Genomic DNA, 14,668 nt, shown 5'->3' with positions numbered 1-14,668 from the left:
CTGCCCCGAGGCTCCGCGACCGCCCTCCCGTGGGGCTGCGTCACTCCGCCGCTGCGGCGTCCCGCTCGGCGGCGATTCGGCGGACCCGGCCGCGGACCACGAACCAGCCACCGGTCAGCGCCAGCGCGAGCACCGGGACCAGCATCACGGTCTGCCGGCCGACGCCGTCGTCGAACCACATGAGGACGATGACGCCGAGCAGGAAGGTGATGGTCACCAGGTCCGTGACGGGCGTGCCGGGGAGCCGGAAGCGGGGCCGCTGGACCACGCCCTCCTTGGCGCGGCGCACGAAGACCATGTGGCAGATCATGATCGTGCACCAGGTGCTGATGATGCCGAGCGCCGCGATGTTCAGCACGATCTCGAACGCCTTGCCCGGGACGACGTAGTTCAGCACCACGCCGAGCACACAGACGGCGGAGGTGAGCATGATCCCGCCGAACGGCACCTGGTTACGGTTCATGAGTCCGGCGAACTTCGGCGCGGAGCCCGCCATGGACATGGAGCGCAGGATGCGGCCGGTCGAGTAGAGGCCGGAGTTGAGGCTCGACATCGCGGCGGTGAGCACGACGAGGTTCATCACATCGCCGGCGGCCGGGACGCCGACATGGGAGAGCACGGTCACGAAGGGGCTCTCCCCGCCGACGTACTTGTTCCACGGCAGCAGCAGCGTCAGCAGCAGCACCGACCCGACGTAGAAGACGCCCACCCGCCACATGATCGAGTTGACCGCCCTGGGGACGACCTTCTCGGGCTCACTGGTCTCACCTGCGGTGACGCCGACCAGCTCGACGGCGGAGTACGCGAAGACGACGCCCTGCAGCACGATCACCACGGGCAGCAGACCGGTCGGGAAGAAGCCGCCGTTGTCGGAGAGGAGATGCAGGCCCGGGGTGTGGCCGTCCACCGGGTGCTGGGTGGCCAGTAGAAAGATGCCGATGAACATGAACACGACCAGCGCCGCGACCTTGATGATCGCGAACCAGAATTCCAGCTCACCGAAGATTTTGACCGAGATGAGGTTGACGGTGAGCACCACGGCGAGAGCGATCATCGCCATCACCCACTGCGGAATGTCGGTGAAAAGACTCCAGTAGTGGGTGTAGAGGGCGATCGCGGTGATGTCGGCGATACCGGTCGTGGACCAGTTGACGACATACATCCACCCGGCGACGTAGGCCCCCTTCTCGCCGAGGAATTCCCGGGCGTACGAGACGAACGAGCCGGACGACGGGCGGTGGACGACCAGCTCACCGAGGGCGCGGACGACGAAGAAGGCGAAGAGACCGCAGACCGCGTAGGCGATGGCCAGCGCCGGTCCGGCGGAGTGGAGGCGGCCGCCCGCGCCGAGGAAGAGGCCGGTTCCGATGGCCCCGCCGATGGCGATCATGTTGATGTGGCGGCCCTTGAGGCCCTTGCTGTACCCGGCATCCCCCGCGTCCTGCTGTCCGCCGCCGCCCCCACCCGGCGACTGCGGAGCTTCTTCTGCGATCTCTGTGCTCACTGGTGGTTCAACTCGCTTTCAGGCAGGCGCCGGGAACCGTGGCCGAATCCCACGGTTCGCACGAATGGCCGGTGGCACACCTTCCCCGAACCCGGCCCCCTCGTCTGTGGTGCGGATCACAAGAGTTATCAGCCAATCCGAAGTTCGGCCCGTTTGCCCACTGTTGCCGCGGCGGAACATTGTGAAATCGCTGATCCGTACGCGCCCGGATGAATTCCCGGCGATCTTCACGGGAAATGACGGCGGACGGGCTCATCATCCCCGAAACCGCACCGAAGCGGCCGCACGCGGCGCCGGAGGGATTCCGACGAGACGTTCGCGAGGTTTCACACCATTGGTGAGACAGCAATACTGTTCCGTATGAAAGAGTCCGCCACGGAGACCGGAACCGAGCCCGGCACCGCTCTGACCGTCGACGAACTGGCCGCCCGTGCCGGCGTCACCGTCCGTACGATCCGCTTCTACGGCACCCGGGGGCTGCTGCCGCCGCCGGAGATCGGCCCCCGCCGCGTCGGCCGCTACGGACCCGACCACCTCTCGCGGCTCGCGCTGATCGAGGAGCTGCAGCACCAGGGCATGACGCTCTCCGCGATCGAGCGCTATCTGGAGCAGTTGCCGCCCGATCTGAGCGCCCACGACCTGGCCATTCACCGGGCGCTGGTGGCGAGCTGGATCCCGGACACGGCGGAGGACACCACCCGCGAACAGCTGGAGCGCCGGGTCGGCCGGGAGCTGACCGAGGACGATCTGGACCGGCTGGCGGCGATGAGCGTGCTGGTCCGCACCGACGACCCGGACGTCTTCCAGGTCGACCCCGGGCTGCTGCATCTGGGTGTCCGGCTGCTGGACGTGCCGATCGCGCTGGAGACGATCCTGGCGGCGCGCACCGTCGTGCTGGAGCACTCCCGGTCGGCGGCGCGGGAGCTGAGCCGGCTCTTCAAGGACGAGGTCTGGGAGCCGTACCGGGAGGCCGGCCCCGACGCCGAGGACGTCGCCCGCATCAAGTCCCTCTCGGCCCATATGCAGCCGATGGTGGTACAGGCACTGGTCACCGCGTTCCAGCGCTCGATGAGGGAGGAACTGCGGGAGGCGTTCGGGGAGGAGTAGAGGCGGTGGGGCGCGGCCGCCTCGGGGGCGGGCTTGGCCGCGGCCCGGGCGCGGCGATCAGGGAGTCACCCCCGCCGCGCCCGGTCCCGTCCCGCCCGGCTCGTCCGGCCTGTCCGGCCCGCCCGGTCAGGCGTCGTGGAAGGTCTCCCCCTTCTCCGCCTTCTCGACCAGCAGCGCGGGCGGCGCGAAGCGTTCGCCGTACGCCGTCGCCAGCTCCCGGGCGCGGGCCACGAAGCCGGGCAGGCCGCCCTCGTAGCCGTTGATGTACTGGAGCACGCCGCCGGTCCAGCCGGGGAAGCCGATGCCGAGGATGGAGCCGATGTTGGCGTCGGCGACCGAGGTCAGCACGCCTTCCTCCAAGCAGCGGACGGTGTCCAGCGCCTCGGAGAACAGCATCCGCTCCTGCATGTCGCGGAACGGGACGGCGGCGTCCGGCCGGGTGAAGTGCTCACGCAGCCCGGGCCACAGACCGGCGCGGGTGCCGTCCTCGGCGTAGTCGTAGAAACCGGCGCCGCCGCTGCGCCCGGTGCGGCCGAACTCGTCGACCATCCGGTCGACGACCGCGTCGGAGGGGTGCGGCGTCCAGGTGCCGCCGGCCGCCTCCACGGCGCGCTGCGTCTCCCGGCGGATCTTGCGCGGCAGGGTCAGCGTCAGCTCGTCCATGAGGGAGAGCACCTTGGCCGGGTACCCGGCCTGGGCTGCGGCCTGTTCGACGGAGGCCGGGTCGAGGCCCTCGCCGACCATCGCCACGCCCTCGTTGATGAACTGGCCGATGACCCGCGAGGTGAAGAAGCCCCGCGAGTCGTTGACCACGATCGGGGTCTTGCGGATCGTGCGGACCAGGTCGAAGGCGCGGGCCAGCGCCTCGTCGCCGGTGCGCTCCCCCTTGATGATCTCCACCAGTGGCATCTTGTCGACCGGTGAGAAGAAGTGCAGACCGATGAAGTCGGCATCCCGCTGCACGCCCTCGGCGAGCTGCGAGATGGGCAGCGTCGAGGTGTTGGAGCAGAGCAGCGCGTCGGGCGCCACGATGTGCTCGATCTCCTGGAAGACCTTGTGCTTGAGCGCGGCGTCCTCGAAGACCGCCTCGATCACGACGTCACAGCCGGCGAGGTCCTGCGGGTCGGCGGTGGGGGTGATGCGGGCGAGGAGTTCGTCCCGCTTGTGCTCGGTGGTGCGGCCGCGGGCCAGTGCTTTGGCGAGCAGCCCTTCGGAGTACGCCTTGCCCTTGGCGGCGGCCTCCGGCGAGATGTCCTTGAGGACGACCTGCAGCCCCGCCCGGGCGCAGCTGTAGGCGATGCCCGCGCCCATCATTCCGGCGCCGAGGACGGCGACCTTCCCGACGGTGCGGGGCTCGATGCCCTTGGGGCGGCTGGCGCCGGAGTTGACGGCCTGGAGGTCGAAGAAGAACGCCTGGATCATGTTCTTCGAGATCTGGCCGGTGACCAGCTCGGTGAAGTACCGCGCCTCGATGGTCTGGGCGGTCTCGAAGTCGACCTGGGAGCCCTCGACCGCGGCGGCGAGGATGTTGCGGGGCGCCGGGTAGGGCGCGCCGTTGAGCTGCTTCTTGAGGTTGGCGGGGAACGCCGGGAGGTTGGCGGCGAACTTGGGCTGCGCGGGGGTGCCGCCCGGGATGCGGTACCCCTTGACGTCCCAGGGCTGCTGGGATGCGGGGTGCTCGTCGATGAACGCGCGGGCCTTGGCGAGGAGTTCCTCGGGTGTGGTGGCGACGTCGTGGATCAGCCCGGCGTCCTTGGCCCGTACGGCGTTGTACTGCGTGCCCTGGAGGAGGACCTTGAGCAGGGCGTCGGCGATGCCGAGGAGGCGGACGGTGCGGGTGACGCCGCCGCCCGCGGGCAGCAGGCCGAGGGTGACCTCCGGCAGGCCGATCTTGGTGCCGGGGGTGTCGAGGGCGATGCGGTGGTGGCAGGCGAGCGCGATCTCGTAGCCGCCGCCCAGGGCCGCGCCGTTGAGGGCGGCGACGACGGGCTTGCCGAGGGTTTCGATACGGCGCAGATCGCGCTTGATGCGCAGGCCGGCGTCGAACGCCTGCTGGGCGCCCTCGGGGGTGACGGCGATCAGTTCGCGCAGGTCACCACCTGCGAAGAAGGTCTTCTTGGCGGAGGTGACGATGACGCCGCGGACGGTGTCCGCCTCGGCCTCCAGGCGGTCGGCGACCGCGGTGAGGGAGGTTTTGAAGGCGTCGTTCATGGTGTTGGCGGACTGGCCGGGGTCGTCCAGGACCAGGGTGACCACGCCGGTCTCGTCCTGCTCCCAGCGGATGGTCGACATCGCAGAGGTCTCGCTCACTGTGGCTTCTCCGTAAGGGGTGGGACGGGCGGTCAGAGGCGCTCGATGACGGTGGCGATGCCCATGCCGCCGCCGACGCAGAGGGTGGCCAGGCCGTACCGCTTGTCCTGGCGTTCCAGTTCGTCGACGAGGGTGCCGACGAGCATGGCGCCGGTGGCGCCCAGCGGGTGGCCCATGGCGATGGCGCCGCCGTTGACATTGATCCTGTCGAGGGGAAGCCCCATGTCGTCGGCGAACCGCAGGACGACGGCGGCGAAGGCTTCGTTGATCTCGACGAGGTCGATGTCGTCGATGGTCAGACCGGCCTTGGCCAGCGCCTTGCGGGCCGCGGGCGCGGGGCCGGTCAGCATGATCGTCGGATCGGCGCCGGAGACCGCGGCGGCGGCGATCCGGGCGCGGGGCGTGAGGCCGTGGCGCTCGCCGACGGCGGCGTTGCCGATGGCGACCAGGGCGGAGCCGTCGACGATGCCGGAGGAGTTGCCCGCGTGGTGGACGTGGTCGATCTTCTCGACCCAGTGGTACTTCTGCAGCGCGACGGCGTCGAAGCCGCCCGCGTCGCCGATCGTCGCGAAGGACGGCTTGAGACCGGCCAGCGACTCGGCGGTGGTGCCGGGGCGGATGTGTTCGTCGCGATCGAGGACGACCAGGCCGTTGCGGTCGCGCACCGGGACGACGGAGCGGTCGAAGCGGCCTTCCTTCCACGCCCAGGCGGCGCGTTCCTGGGAGAGCGCGGCGAAGGTGTCGACGTCGTGCCGGGTGAAGCCACCGAGGGTGGCGATGAGGTCGGCGCCGACGCCCTGCGGGACGAAGTTGGTCTCGAAGTTGGTCATCGGGTCCAGGTGCCAGGCGCCGCCGTCGGAGGCCATCGGCACCCGTGACATGGACTCGACGCCGCCGGCCAGGACCAGGTCCTCCCAGCCGGAGCGGACCTTGGCGGCGGCGAGGTTGACGGCTTCCAGGCCGGAGGCACAGAAGCGGTTCTCCTGGACTCCGGCCACGGTGTCGGGCAGCCCCGCGGCGATGGCCGCGATCTTGGCGATGTCGGCTCCCTGGTCGCCGATCGGGCTGACCACGCCGAGGACGATGTCGTCGATGGCGGCCGGGTCCAGACCGGGGAAGCGGCGGCGCAGTTCGTGGATGAGACCGACGACGAGGTCGACGGGCTTGGTGCCGTGCAGGGCGCCGTTGGCCTTGCCGCGGCCGCGCGGGGTGCGGATCGCGTCGTACACGTACGCTTCGGTGCTCAAGTCAGGCAGCCTTTCGGAAGAGGGGAAAGTCTCGACGGGGCGCGGCGGGGCGGGCCGGGTCAGCCGAGCAGGGAGCGGCCGATGATCTCCTTCATGATCTCCGTCGTCCCTCCGTAGATGGTCTGGATACGGCCGTCGGTGAACGCCTTGGCCACCGGGAACTCGGCCATGTAGCCGTATCCGCCGTGGAGTTGCAGACAGCGGTCGGCGACGCGTTTGTGCAGTTCGGTGGCCCACCACTTGGCCATCGAGGCGTGTACGGCGTCCAGCTCGCCGGCGGAGTGGTCGGCTATGCAGCGGTCCAGGAAGGCGCGGGTGACGGCGCATTCGGTGGCCATTTCGGCGATCTCGAAGCGGATGTGCTGGAGGCGGGCGAGGGGCCGGCCGAACGCCTCGCGCTCCTTGACGTACCGCGTGGTGATCTCCAGCAGATGCTCGGCGCCCGCGATCCCGGCGACGGCGATACCCATCCGCTCCTGTGCGAGGTGGGTCATCAGATGGACGAAGGCACCGTTCAGCTCGCCGAGGAGGTTCTCCTTGGGCACCCGGACGTCGTGGAAGAAGAGTTCCGCGGTGTCCTGGGCCTTCTGGCCGATCTTGTCGAGGTTGCGGCCGCGCTCGAAGCCGTCCATACCGCGCTCGACGACGAGGAGGCTCAGGCCGTGGGCCCCGCCCTCGGGGGTGGTGCGGGCGACGACGATGACGAGGTCGGCGAGGATGCCGTTGGAGATGAAGGTCTTGGAGCCGTTGAGGATCCAGTGGTCGCCGTGGTCGGTGGCGGTGGTGCGGATGCCCTGGAGGTCGGAGCCGGCGCCGGGCTCGGTCATCGCGATGGCGGTGACGATCTCGCCGCTGCAGAAGCCGGGCAGCCACCGGCGCTTCTGTTCATCGGTGGCGAGGGTGGTGAGGTAGGGACCGATGATGTCGTTGTGCAGCCCGACGGCGAGGCCCGGGGCTCCGGCGCGGGTGAACTCCTCGGCGAGCACGGCGCTGTAGCGGAAGTCGGTGGTGCCTCCGCCGCCGTACTCCTCGGGGACGGCCAGGCCCAGCAGCCCCTGCCGTCCGGCGGCCCGCCAGGCGTCCCGGCTGACGATGCCGTCCTGCTCCCACTGTGCGTAGTACGGGGTGACCTCCTTGGCGAGGAAGGTGCGTACCGTCTCGCGGAAGGCTTCGTGGTCCGCGGTGAAGATCTGGCGCTTCATGGTGTGCTGGGCCCTCCTGGGAGCCGGGTTGCGGTGGGCGACGAAGGGGCGCGCGGCCGTCAGCGGGCCTCCCGCGTGCCGGTGCCGGGCTCGGGTGCAGGGTCCGTCGCGGTCGGTTCCGCGGTGGATGGTGGTGTGTCCGGCGGGTCGGGGAGCAGCCCGGGGACGGCCCAGTCGCGGGCGATCTCCTCGGCGTCGGCGCCCGGCCGGGCGGGCGGGCGCCGGACAGCTCCGGGGGTGCGGGAGAACCGTGGCGCGGGGGCGGGCTGGGTGAGTCCTCCGTGGTCGAGGAAGGTGCCGCGGGCGGCGAGATGCGGATGGTGCGGGGCCTCACGGAGCGAGAGCACCGGGGCGACGCAGGCGTCGGTGCCCTCGAAGACGGCGGCCCATTCGGCGCGGGTGCGGGACCGGAAGCGGGCGGCGATGGCGTCGCGCAGCGCGCCCCAGGAGGCGAGGTCGTCGCGGGCGGGCGCCTCGTCCTCGATGCCGAGCAGGCGGATGAACTCGGCGTAGAACTGCGGCTCCAGCGCGCCGACCGCCATGTGGCCGCCGTCCGCCGTCTCGTAGGTGCCGTAGAAGGGGGCGCCGCCGTCGAGGAGGTTGCTGCCGCGCCGGTCCTGCCAGCCGCCGGCCGCGAGCATGCCGTGGATCATCGAGGAGAGGTGGGCGGTGCCGTCGACGATGGCGGCATCGACGACCTGTCCGCTGCCGCCGGGGGCGGTGGCGTGCCGGAGTGCGGCGAGGAGACCGATGACGAGGTAGAGCGAGCCGCCCGCGTAGTCGCCGAGGAGGTTGACGGGGACGGTGGGCGGGGCGTCGGGTGCGCCGATCATGCCCAGGGCGCCGGTGAGCGCGATGTAGGAGATGTCGTGTCCGGCGGTGTCGGCGAGCGGGCCCTGCTGCCCCCAGCCGGTCATCCGGCCGTAGACGAGCCGTTCGTTGCGCGCCAGGCAGGCGTCGGGGCCGACGCCGAGGCGTTCGGCGACGCCGGGGCGGTACCCCTCGATGAGGATGTCGGCGCGCTCGGCCAGCTCCAGCACCCGCTCTGCGCCCCGGGGTGTCTTGAGGTCGACGACGACCGAGCGTTTGTTGCGGTTGGTGAGGTCGTACGCCGGGTCGATGCCCAGCGCGGCGCCACCGGGGCGGTCGACGCGTACGACGTCGGCGCCGAGGTCGGCGAGGGTCATGGCGGCGAAGGGGCAGGGGCCGATGCCTGCTAGCTCCACCACGCGCACTCCGCTGAGCGGGCCGTGGCCTGACTCCGTCATCACGCTCCTCGCGCACTGTGACACTTCTGATGTAACACTCGTGATGTTAAGAACGTGTTCCACTTTCCACAAGCCCCCTGGGCGTCGCTTCCGCACCCCTGGAACGACAACGGCGACGAGGCTCAACCGCCTTCGCCGCCAGGGGTATTGCACGCTGCGCCGCGCGCCGCTATTCCCCGTCGCACCCGGCGATGGGCCACGCCAGGGCTATGCCGCGGTACGACCCCGCCGTCCGGCCGTACATCGCCGCTCCGCGCGCCTTTGCCATGCCGTCCTCCCCCTCCGTTCCGCCCGGCTCCGCCGGACGTGCCCGCTCGTTGCGTTCCGGTCGTTCCGGCGCCTTTCCCGGCCGCTTCCGTCCTGCGTCCGGACCGCGTCGGCGCCCTCGTCCGACCTCGTCACCCACGCTAACGGCGACCACTGACAACGGCCCGTGGAGCCGCTGGTTGAAGGCGCCCGGGAGGACAATGCAGGCATGTCTCACCTGCCTCTCGCCACCCCGCTGTTCGCCCTTCATCCAGGTCAGGGTCCACGCCAGTTCGCGGAGTTGGCGCTCGCTCTGCTGTTGTCGTCGCTGATCGGGATGGAACGGGAGGCCCGGCAGAAGAGCGCCGGGCTGCGCACCCACACCCTGGTCGGGGTCGGCAGCGCCCTCTTCATGGAGGTGTCGATCCACGGTTTCGGGGCGATCCTGGGCACGGACGGCGTGGCGCTGGATCCCTCCCGCGTCGCGGCGCAGGTCGTCTCCGGCATCGGCTTCATCGGCGGCGGTCTGATCTTCGTGAAGAAGGACGCGGTCCGGGGCCTGACGACCGCCGCCACCATCTGGCTGACCTGCGCCATCGGTATGGCGTGCGGCGGCGGCCTGCCGCTGCTGGCCCTCGGGGCGACGGCGGTGCACTTCCTGGTCGTGCGCGGGTTCGCAAAGGTGTCGGAGCGGATCGGCGCCACGCCGTCACCGGAGCGGTTCGATCTGCGGCTGGCCTACCGCCCCCAACGGGGGCTGCTGGGGCGGATGCTGGAGCTGTGCACCGACAGCGGCTTCGTGGTCTCCGACGTGCAGGTGGAGACCGGGCCTCCGGAAGGTGCCGTGTCCGCGGAGGCCCTGCTCCGGTTGGAAGGTACCGGGTCGGCGCACGCCCTGGTGGAGGCGCTCGCCGACCTCGACGGGGTACGTGGGGTGCAGCTGGGGCGGCAGGCGGACGCGACCGAGTGACGGCCGCGCGCCCTCAGAGCAGTCCCGCTTCCTCCAACAGGCGGCGCACCGCATCGCGCGCGGCGCCGTCCAGCGGGATCTGCGGCGGCGCGGTGTCCGGGCAGCCGATGACGTCCAGGAGATGCAGCGCCGCCTTGAGCGCCCCCAGGGCGGACGACCCGCGGCCCATCGCGGCCGCATCGCCGGCGTCGGTGAGCGCGAACAGTGCGGCGAGCCGGTCCTGTTCCGCGGCGGCGGCGCGCCAGTCCCCCGCGCGGGCGTGCTCGTAGAGCCGTACGTAGGCCGCGGGGTCGACGTTGCCGAGCCCCGGGACGACGCCGTGCGCCCCGGCCAGCAGGGCTCCGTCGGCGGAGAGTTCGCAGCCGGTGAGCACCGAGAACGGCCGGTCGAGGGCGGGCAGCCGCACCAGGAGGCGGCGCAGGGCGCCGACGTTGCCGCTGCTGTCCTCGATCCCGTCCAGGATCCCGTCCGCCGCCAGGTCGAGCACGGTGTCCACGGGCAGTTCGGTGGGGAGGGACGCGGGGGCGTTGCAGGCGAAGAGCGGCAGGTCGACGGCGGCGCGGATGCGGCGGTAGTGGTCGGCGATCTCGGCCGGGTGGGTGCGGGTGCAGAGCGGCGGGGTGGCCACGATGCCGTCGGCGCCCAGGGCCTGGGCGGTGCGGGCGTGGTCGAGGACGCGGCTGGTCGCCATGTCGAGGGCGCCGGCCAGTACGGGGAGCCGTCCGCGGGCCGCCGCGACGACGGTTTCGATGACGGTGCTGCGCCTGCCGTCCGACAGACAGGCCGCCTCCCCGGTGGAGCCGAGTACGAACAGGGCGTTCACTCCGGCATCGATGAGGCGCTCGGTGAGGGCGGCGAGCGAGTCGGCGTCGACGCGACCGGACGCGGTGAGGGGCGTGCACACGGGCGGCACGACGCCCGTGAGTGGTGCGGGGAGGGGCATGCAGGTCCAGCCTTCTGCCGTACGGGGCCGGTGGCGCGGGTGCGCTGCGGGGCACACAGGGCGGTGGGGGCCCGTACCCGTGCCGCCGTCCGGACATGGGACGTCCCATGTCATCGGTGAATGTGGACCAGGCCAGGCGGGGTGTCAAGACCGCGCGTCTCGGGGGCACTTCCCCAACGGACGGGAAACAGCGGCCGGACTTCATGCGTACGGGGCCTCGGCAGGTCACCCGGAAGTGGCGGCCATGCCCGCGAGTTCGGGGACGGACGCGCTTCTCTCGGGGCTCGGCGGGGAGGGAATTCCCGGCGCGCCGGACGTCTCGCGGGGCCCGCCGAACGGTCCGGCGGGGGCGGAATGCGCCCCCTGGCCGGACCTGGCCCGGTCCGGCCTTGATGGAGGCGGCGGTGTCTCAGCTGGCGGCCAGTGCCCGACGGCAGAGGGCGTCGGCCGCGCGGGTCGTCTCGGGGAGCCGGTACTTCGGCGCCAGCCGGAGGGTGTGCGCGCAGGCGCCGTCGAGTCCGGTGCGGTGGCCCACGGAGACGAAGACGGGCTTGACGCCCGGCTGGGTACGGAGCGCCCGGCCCACTTCTTCCGTGGTGCCGTCGAGGTCGTCCAGGAGCGGCGAGGTCGCCCCGCGTCCGTCGCCGGGGGCGTCGTAGCGGAAGGTGAAGGGGTTCTTGGCGACGCCGATCGTGGGCAGACCGGTCAGGACTCCGAGGTGGCTGGCGAGGCCGAAGCGCCGGGGGTGCGCCCGGCCGTAGCCGTCGCACACCACCAGGCCGGGTGTCTGCGCGAGAGCGGCCAGTGCGTCGACGACCGTCGGGATCTCCCGGAAGGCCAACAGCCCCGGGACATAGGGGAAGGAGATCCGGCCGACCGCGGTGGTCTCGTCCACGATCTTCAGGGTGCGGGCGTCCAGCGCCACGGCTGCGGCCGCGACGACGTCCCGCTCGTCGTCGTACGCCACGTCGACACCGACGACGGTGCCCTCGAAGTCCGGCGGCGGGCCGGGCTCGTCGAGACGCACATGGCGCCGCAGCCGGTCCTGTACCGCGCGCGCCTGGGCCTCGTCGGCCGGCCAGTTCCGCAGTTCGTCATCGAGGGAGACGGGGCTGGTGTTGTCCATGGTGACGCCACGGTATCGAACAGGCGGAGCAACGAGCCCGCTGCCGACCCGGACCGTCATGGCCGCCGGCCCGGGCCGGCGGCCACGGGGTCAGCGCACCACCTCCGGGGCGGGAGCGGCGGCGGAGGTGGCGGTGGGCCAGCGGCCTCCGTTGCTCCAGTAGCTCTGGATCTCCTCCAGAGGACGCCCCTTGGTCTCGGGTGCGGTGAAGGAGGCGAAGACCAGTGCGCCCAGCGCCAGCACGCCCAGCCCGGCGAAGGTCAAGGAGGCGCCGGCCCAGGCCATCAGGGTCGGGAAGAACTGCGCGATGAGGAGGTTGGCGACGAGGTCGGCGGTGAGCATCACCGATGCGCCCGTCGACCGGAGCTGCGCGGGGAACGCCTCGCTCGCGTAGACCCATATCAGCGAGCCGAAGCCGAAGTTGAAGGCCGCGGTGAAGAGCAGAATCGCACCGAAGCCGATCCAGGTCACGGTGCCGTGCAGATCTCCGACGGCGAAGACGGCCGTGAGCACGGCGAGCATGACGACCATCGTGCCGATACCTGTCAGCAGGACCATGCGGCGGCCCAGCCGGTCGATGATGAGTATCGCCACCACGGTGGCAGCCAGCGAGGCGAGTTGAACGAACGAGGGCAGCAGGAAGTTCAGTCCGTCGCCGGTGAATCCCATCTGCGTGAAGATCTGCGGGCTGTAGTAGGTGACGGCGTTGATGCCGGTGATCTGGCAGAAGAAGCCGAGGCCGATGACGAAGACCGTGGCACGGACGTAGGGCTTGTGCAGCAGGGAGCGGGCGGAGCCGCCGCTCTCCGCGGCGAGCGCCGCACCGACCGCCGCCACCTCGGTGCGGGCGTCGACCTCCGGATCCGTCATCGTCATGACCTCGACCGCGCGCTCGGTCCGCCCTTTGAGGACGTACCACCGGGGCGTGTCCGGCAGCCGGAACAGCGGAATCATGACCAGCGCCGCGGGGATCGCCGACGCCCCCAGCATCCAGCGCCAGTGACCGCCGTCCGACAGGCCCCAGTTGACGAAGTACGTGATGACGATGCCGGTCACGGTCGCGACCTGGTAGGCGGCGACGGACGCACCACGGATGCGCGCGGGGGTCGATTCCGCGATGTACAGCGGGGCGGCGACGATCGAAATGCCGATCGCCACCCCGAGCAGGAAGCGCACCGCGTCGAGCACGACGACATTGGGCGCCAGCGCGGAGAGCGTGACGAAGAGGGCGTACGAGCCCGCGACGATCAGCATCGCGGTCTTGCGGCCAAAGGCGTCCGCGAGCTTGCCGCCGAGCAGCGCACCCACGATGCAGCCACCCACGAGAATGCTGTTGACCAGGCCCTTTTCCGCTTCGGTGAGCTGGAAGTCCCGACTGAGGAACACCAGCGCGCCGGAGATGCTGCCGGAGTCGTAGCCGTAGATGACGCCGACGAAGGCCCCCGTCAGCGCGAAGAGCCGCCCCGTGCGGCGGGCCTTCCCGGGCGGTGGCGGCGGGGGCGTCCCGGAGAGCGTTGCAGTGGACATGGCGGGTCCTTCGCGCAGCGTGCCGACCTACTCATGACTGATCATGCAAGTATTGAAGTCCTTTCGCGCAACTGTCAACACCCCTCAGTGAACCTCGTTCACTCGACATTCACCGCACAAAGGGGCCAGTCGAGCGACACCCCGCGCCACACCCTTCGAACACTTCACTCGCACGAGGGATGGCTCGGTCCCGCGATCATGCGTAGAGTTGCTCACAACAGCCGAGAAGAACGCACTTTCACTCACTTCCCCGCCAGGCGGGAAGCCGGCAGTCCAAGCAGTCCGATCCACCGTTCACGAAGGGTGTGCCATGAGCGAGACGTCCTACATGGAGCAGGAGCTGCGCAGCCAGCCGGAGACCTGGGCCGAGGCCGCCGGCATCGGCGCCGCGGGCGGTCCGCTGCCGGAGCCGGGCCGGCGGGTCGCCGTCGTCGGCTGCGGAACGTCCTGGTTCATGGCGCAGTCGTACGCCGCGCTCCGCGAGAGCTCCGGGGCCGGCGTCACCGACGCCTTCGCCGCCTCGGAAGCATTTCTCGGTCACGCACGCGACTACGACGCAGTGGTGGCGATCACCCGCTCCGGCACCACGACCGAGGTGCTGCGCGTCCTGGAAGCCGTCCAGGGGCGCATCCCGACGGTGACGATCCTGGGCGACCCGGACACCCCGGCGAAGGAACTCTCGGATGCGACCGTCACCCTGCCCTTCGCCGACGAACGCTCGGTGGTCCAGACCCGTTTCGCCACCACCGCCCTGACGCTGCTCCGCGCCCACCTGGGCGAGGACCTCACCGAGGCGGTCAACGACGCGCGGGACGCCCTCACCGCTCCGGTCACGCCGGAGTGGGTGGAAGCCGAGCAGTTCACCTTCCTGGGCACGGGATGGACCTACGGCCTGGCCAACGAAGCGGCCCTCAAGATGCGGGAGGCGTCCCAGAGCTGGACGGAGTCCTACCCGGCGATGGAGTACCGCCACGGTCCGATCGCCATAGCCGCCCCCAACCGCGTGACCTGGCTCTTCGGCGCCGCTCCGGCGGGCCTGGAGGCAGAGGTGACCCGTACGGGCGCACGCTTCGTCCGCCACGACCGCGACCCGCTCGCGGACCTGGTGCTGGTGCAGCGCGTCGCCCTGGAACGGACCCGCGCCCGGGGCCTGGACCCCGACAGCCCCCGCAGCCTCACCCGGTCCGTGATGCTCACCGTTCCGGCAGCCCGCTAGGC

General features: G+C 71.0%; 11 protein-coding genes. 3 read left to right on the top strand and 8 right to left on the bottom strand.

All coding sequences use genetic code 11. The annotated features are described in order from the left end of the window. Positions 1 to 40: 40 nt before the first annotated feature. Positions 41 to 1,504 (bottom strand): amino acid permease, encoded by a 1,464-nt coding sequence (locus tag ACZ4U4_RS28840; protein WP_467880226.1) that lies wholly within the window; start codon positions 1,502 to 1,504, stop codon positions 41 to 43. Between the two features lie 360 nt (positions 1,505 to 1,864). On the opposite strand from ACZ4U4_RS28840, the gene ACZ4U4_RS28835 reads away from it, so the two are divergent. Further along, positions 1,865 to 2,611 (top strand): MerR family transcriptional regulator, encoded by a 747-nt coding sequence (locus ACZ4U4_RS28835; protein ID WP_467880223.1) that lies wholly within the window; start codon positions 1,865 to 1,867, stop codon positions 2,609 to 2,611. A 126-nt stretch (positions 2,612 to 2,737) separates the two neighbouring features. Here ACZ4U4_RS28835 and ACZ4U4_RS28830 read toward each other — a convergent pair whose 3' ends face one another. Genes ACZ4U4_RS28830 through ACZ4U4_RS28815 form a run of 4 tightly spaced genes read right to left on the bottom strand, consistent with a single transcriptional unit; the run spans position 2,738 to position 8,638 of the window. Then, the gene (locus ACZ4U4_RS28830; protein ID WP_467880330.1) at positions 2,738 to 4,903 is read right to left on the bottom strand and encodes a 3-hydroxyacyl-CoA dehydrogenase NAD-binding domain-containing protein; all 2,166 of its coding nucleotides are present in this window, start codon (positions 4,901 to 4,903) and stop codon (positions 2,738 to 2,740) included. A 50-nt stretch (positions 4,904 to 4,953) separates the two neighbouring features. Continuing rightward, positions 4,954 to 6,168, bottom strand: coding sequence for an acetyl-CoA C-acetyltransferase (locus ACZ4U4_RS28825; RefSeq protein WP_467880221.1), 1,215 nt, complete (start codon positions 6,166 to 6,168; stop codon positions 4,954 to 4,956). Positions 6,169 to 6,227: 59 nt separating this feature from the next. Further along, on the bottom strand, positions 6,228 to 7,370 hold the full coding sequence (locus ACZ4U4_RS28820; RefSeq protein WP_467880218.1) for an acyl-CoA dehydrogenase family protein: 1,143 nt from the start codon (positions 7,368 to 7,370) through the stop codon (positions 6,228 to 6,230). A 59-nt stretch (positions 7,371 to 7,429) separates the two neighbouring features. Beyond that, positions 7,430 to 8,638: a CaiB/BaiF CoA transferase family protein gene (locus tag ACZ4U4_RS28815; RefSeq protein WP_467880215.1), complete on the bottom strand. Its 1,209-nt coding sequence runs from the start codon at positions 8,636 to 8,638 to the stop codon at positions 7,430 to 7,432. 475 nt (positions 8,639 to 9,113) lie between these two features. Between ACZ4U4_RS28815 and ACZ4U4_RS28810 the strand changes: the two genes are divergently transcribed. Further along, positions 9,114 to 9,854, top strand: a complete 741-nt coding sequence (locus ACZ4U4_RS28810; protein ID WP_467880213.1) for an MgtC/SapB family protein — start codon at positions 9,114 to 9,116, stop codon at positions 9,852 to 9,854. A gap of 13 nt (positions 9,855 to 9,867) precedes the next feature. On the opposite strand, the gene ACZ4U4_RS28805 is transcribed toward ACZ4U4_RS28810, so the two are convergent. From ACZ4U4_RS28805 to ACZ4U4_RS28795, 3 genes are all read right to left on the bottom strand, one after another. Beyond that, positions 9,868 to 10,797, bottom strand: coding sequence for a dihydrodipicolinate synthase family protein (locus tag ACZ4U4_RS28805; RefSeq protein WP_467880210.1), 930 nt, complete (start codon positions 10,795 to 10,797; stop codon positions 9,868 to 9,870). Positions 10,798 to 11,206: 409 nt separating this feature from the next. Continuing rightward, entirely contained in the window at positions 11,207 to 11,923 is a 717-nt protein-coding gene (locus ACZ4U4_RS28800) for an endonuclease V (RefSeq protein ID WP_467880208.1), read from the bottom strand. Between the two features lie 90 nt (positions 11,924 to 12,013). Next, positions 12,014 to 13,450 carry a sugar porter family MFS transporter gene (locus ACZ4U4_RS28795; protein WP_467880205.1) on the bottom strand — a complete coding sequence of 479 codons (1,437 nt, stop codon included), beginning with the start codon at positions 13,448 to 13,450 and terminating at the stop codon, positions 12,014 to 12,016. A 310-nt stretch (positions 13,451 to 13,760) separates the two neighbouring features. Here ACZ4U4_RS28795 and ACZ4U4_RS28790 point away from each other — a divergent pair, with 310 nt between their 5' ends. Further along, positions 13,761 to 14,666 carry an SIS domain-containing protein gene (locus ACZ4U4_RS28790; protein ID WP_467880202.1) on the top strand — a complete coding sequence of 302 codons (906 nt, stop codon included), beginning with the start codon at positions 13,761 to 13,763 and terminating at the stop codon, positions 14,664 to 14,666. Positions 14,667 to 14,668: the final 2 nt, after the last annotated feature.

The organism is Streptomyces sp. NPDC029159 (assembly GCF_055564055.1).
This window is presented reverse-complemented; position numbering and strand designations above follow the sequence as displayed.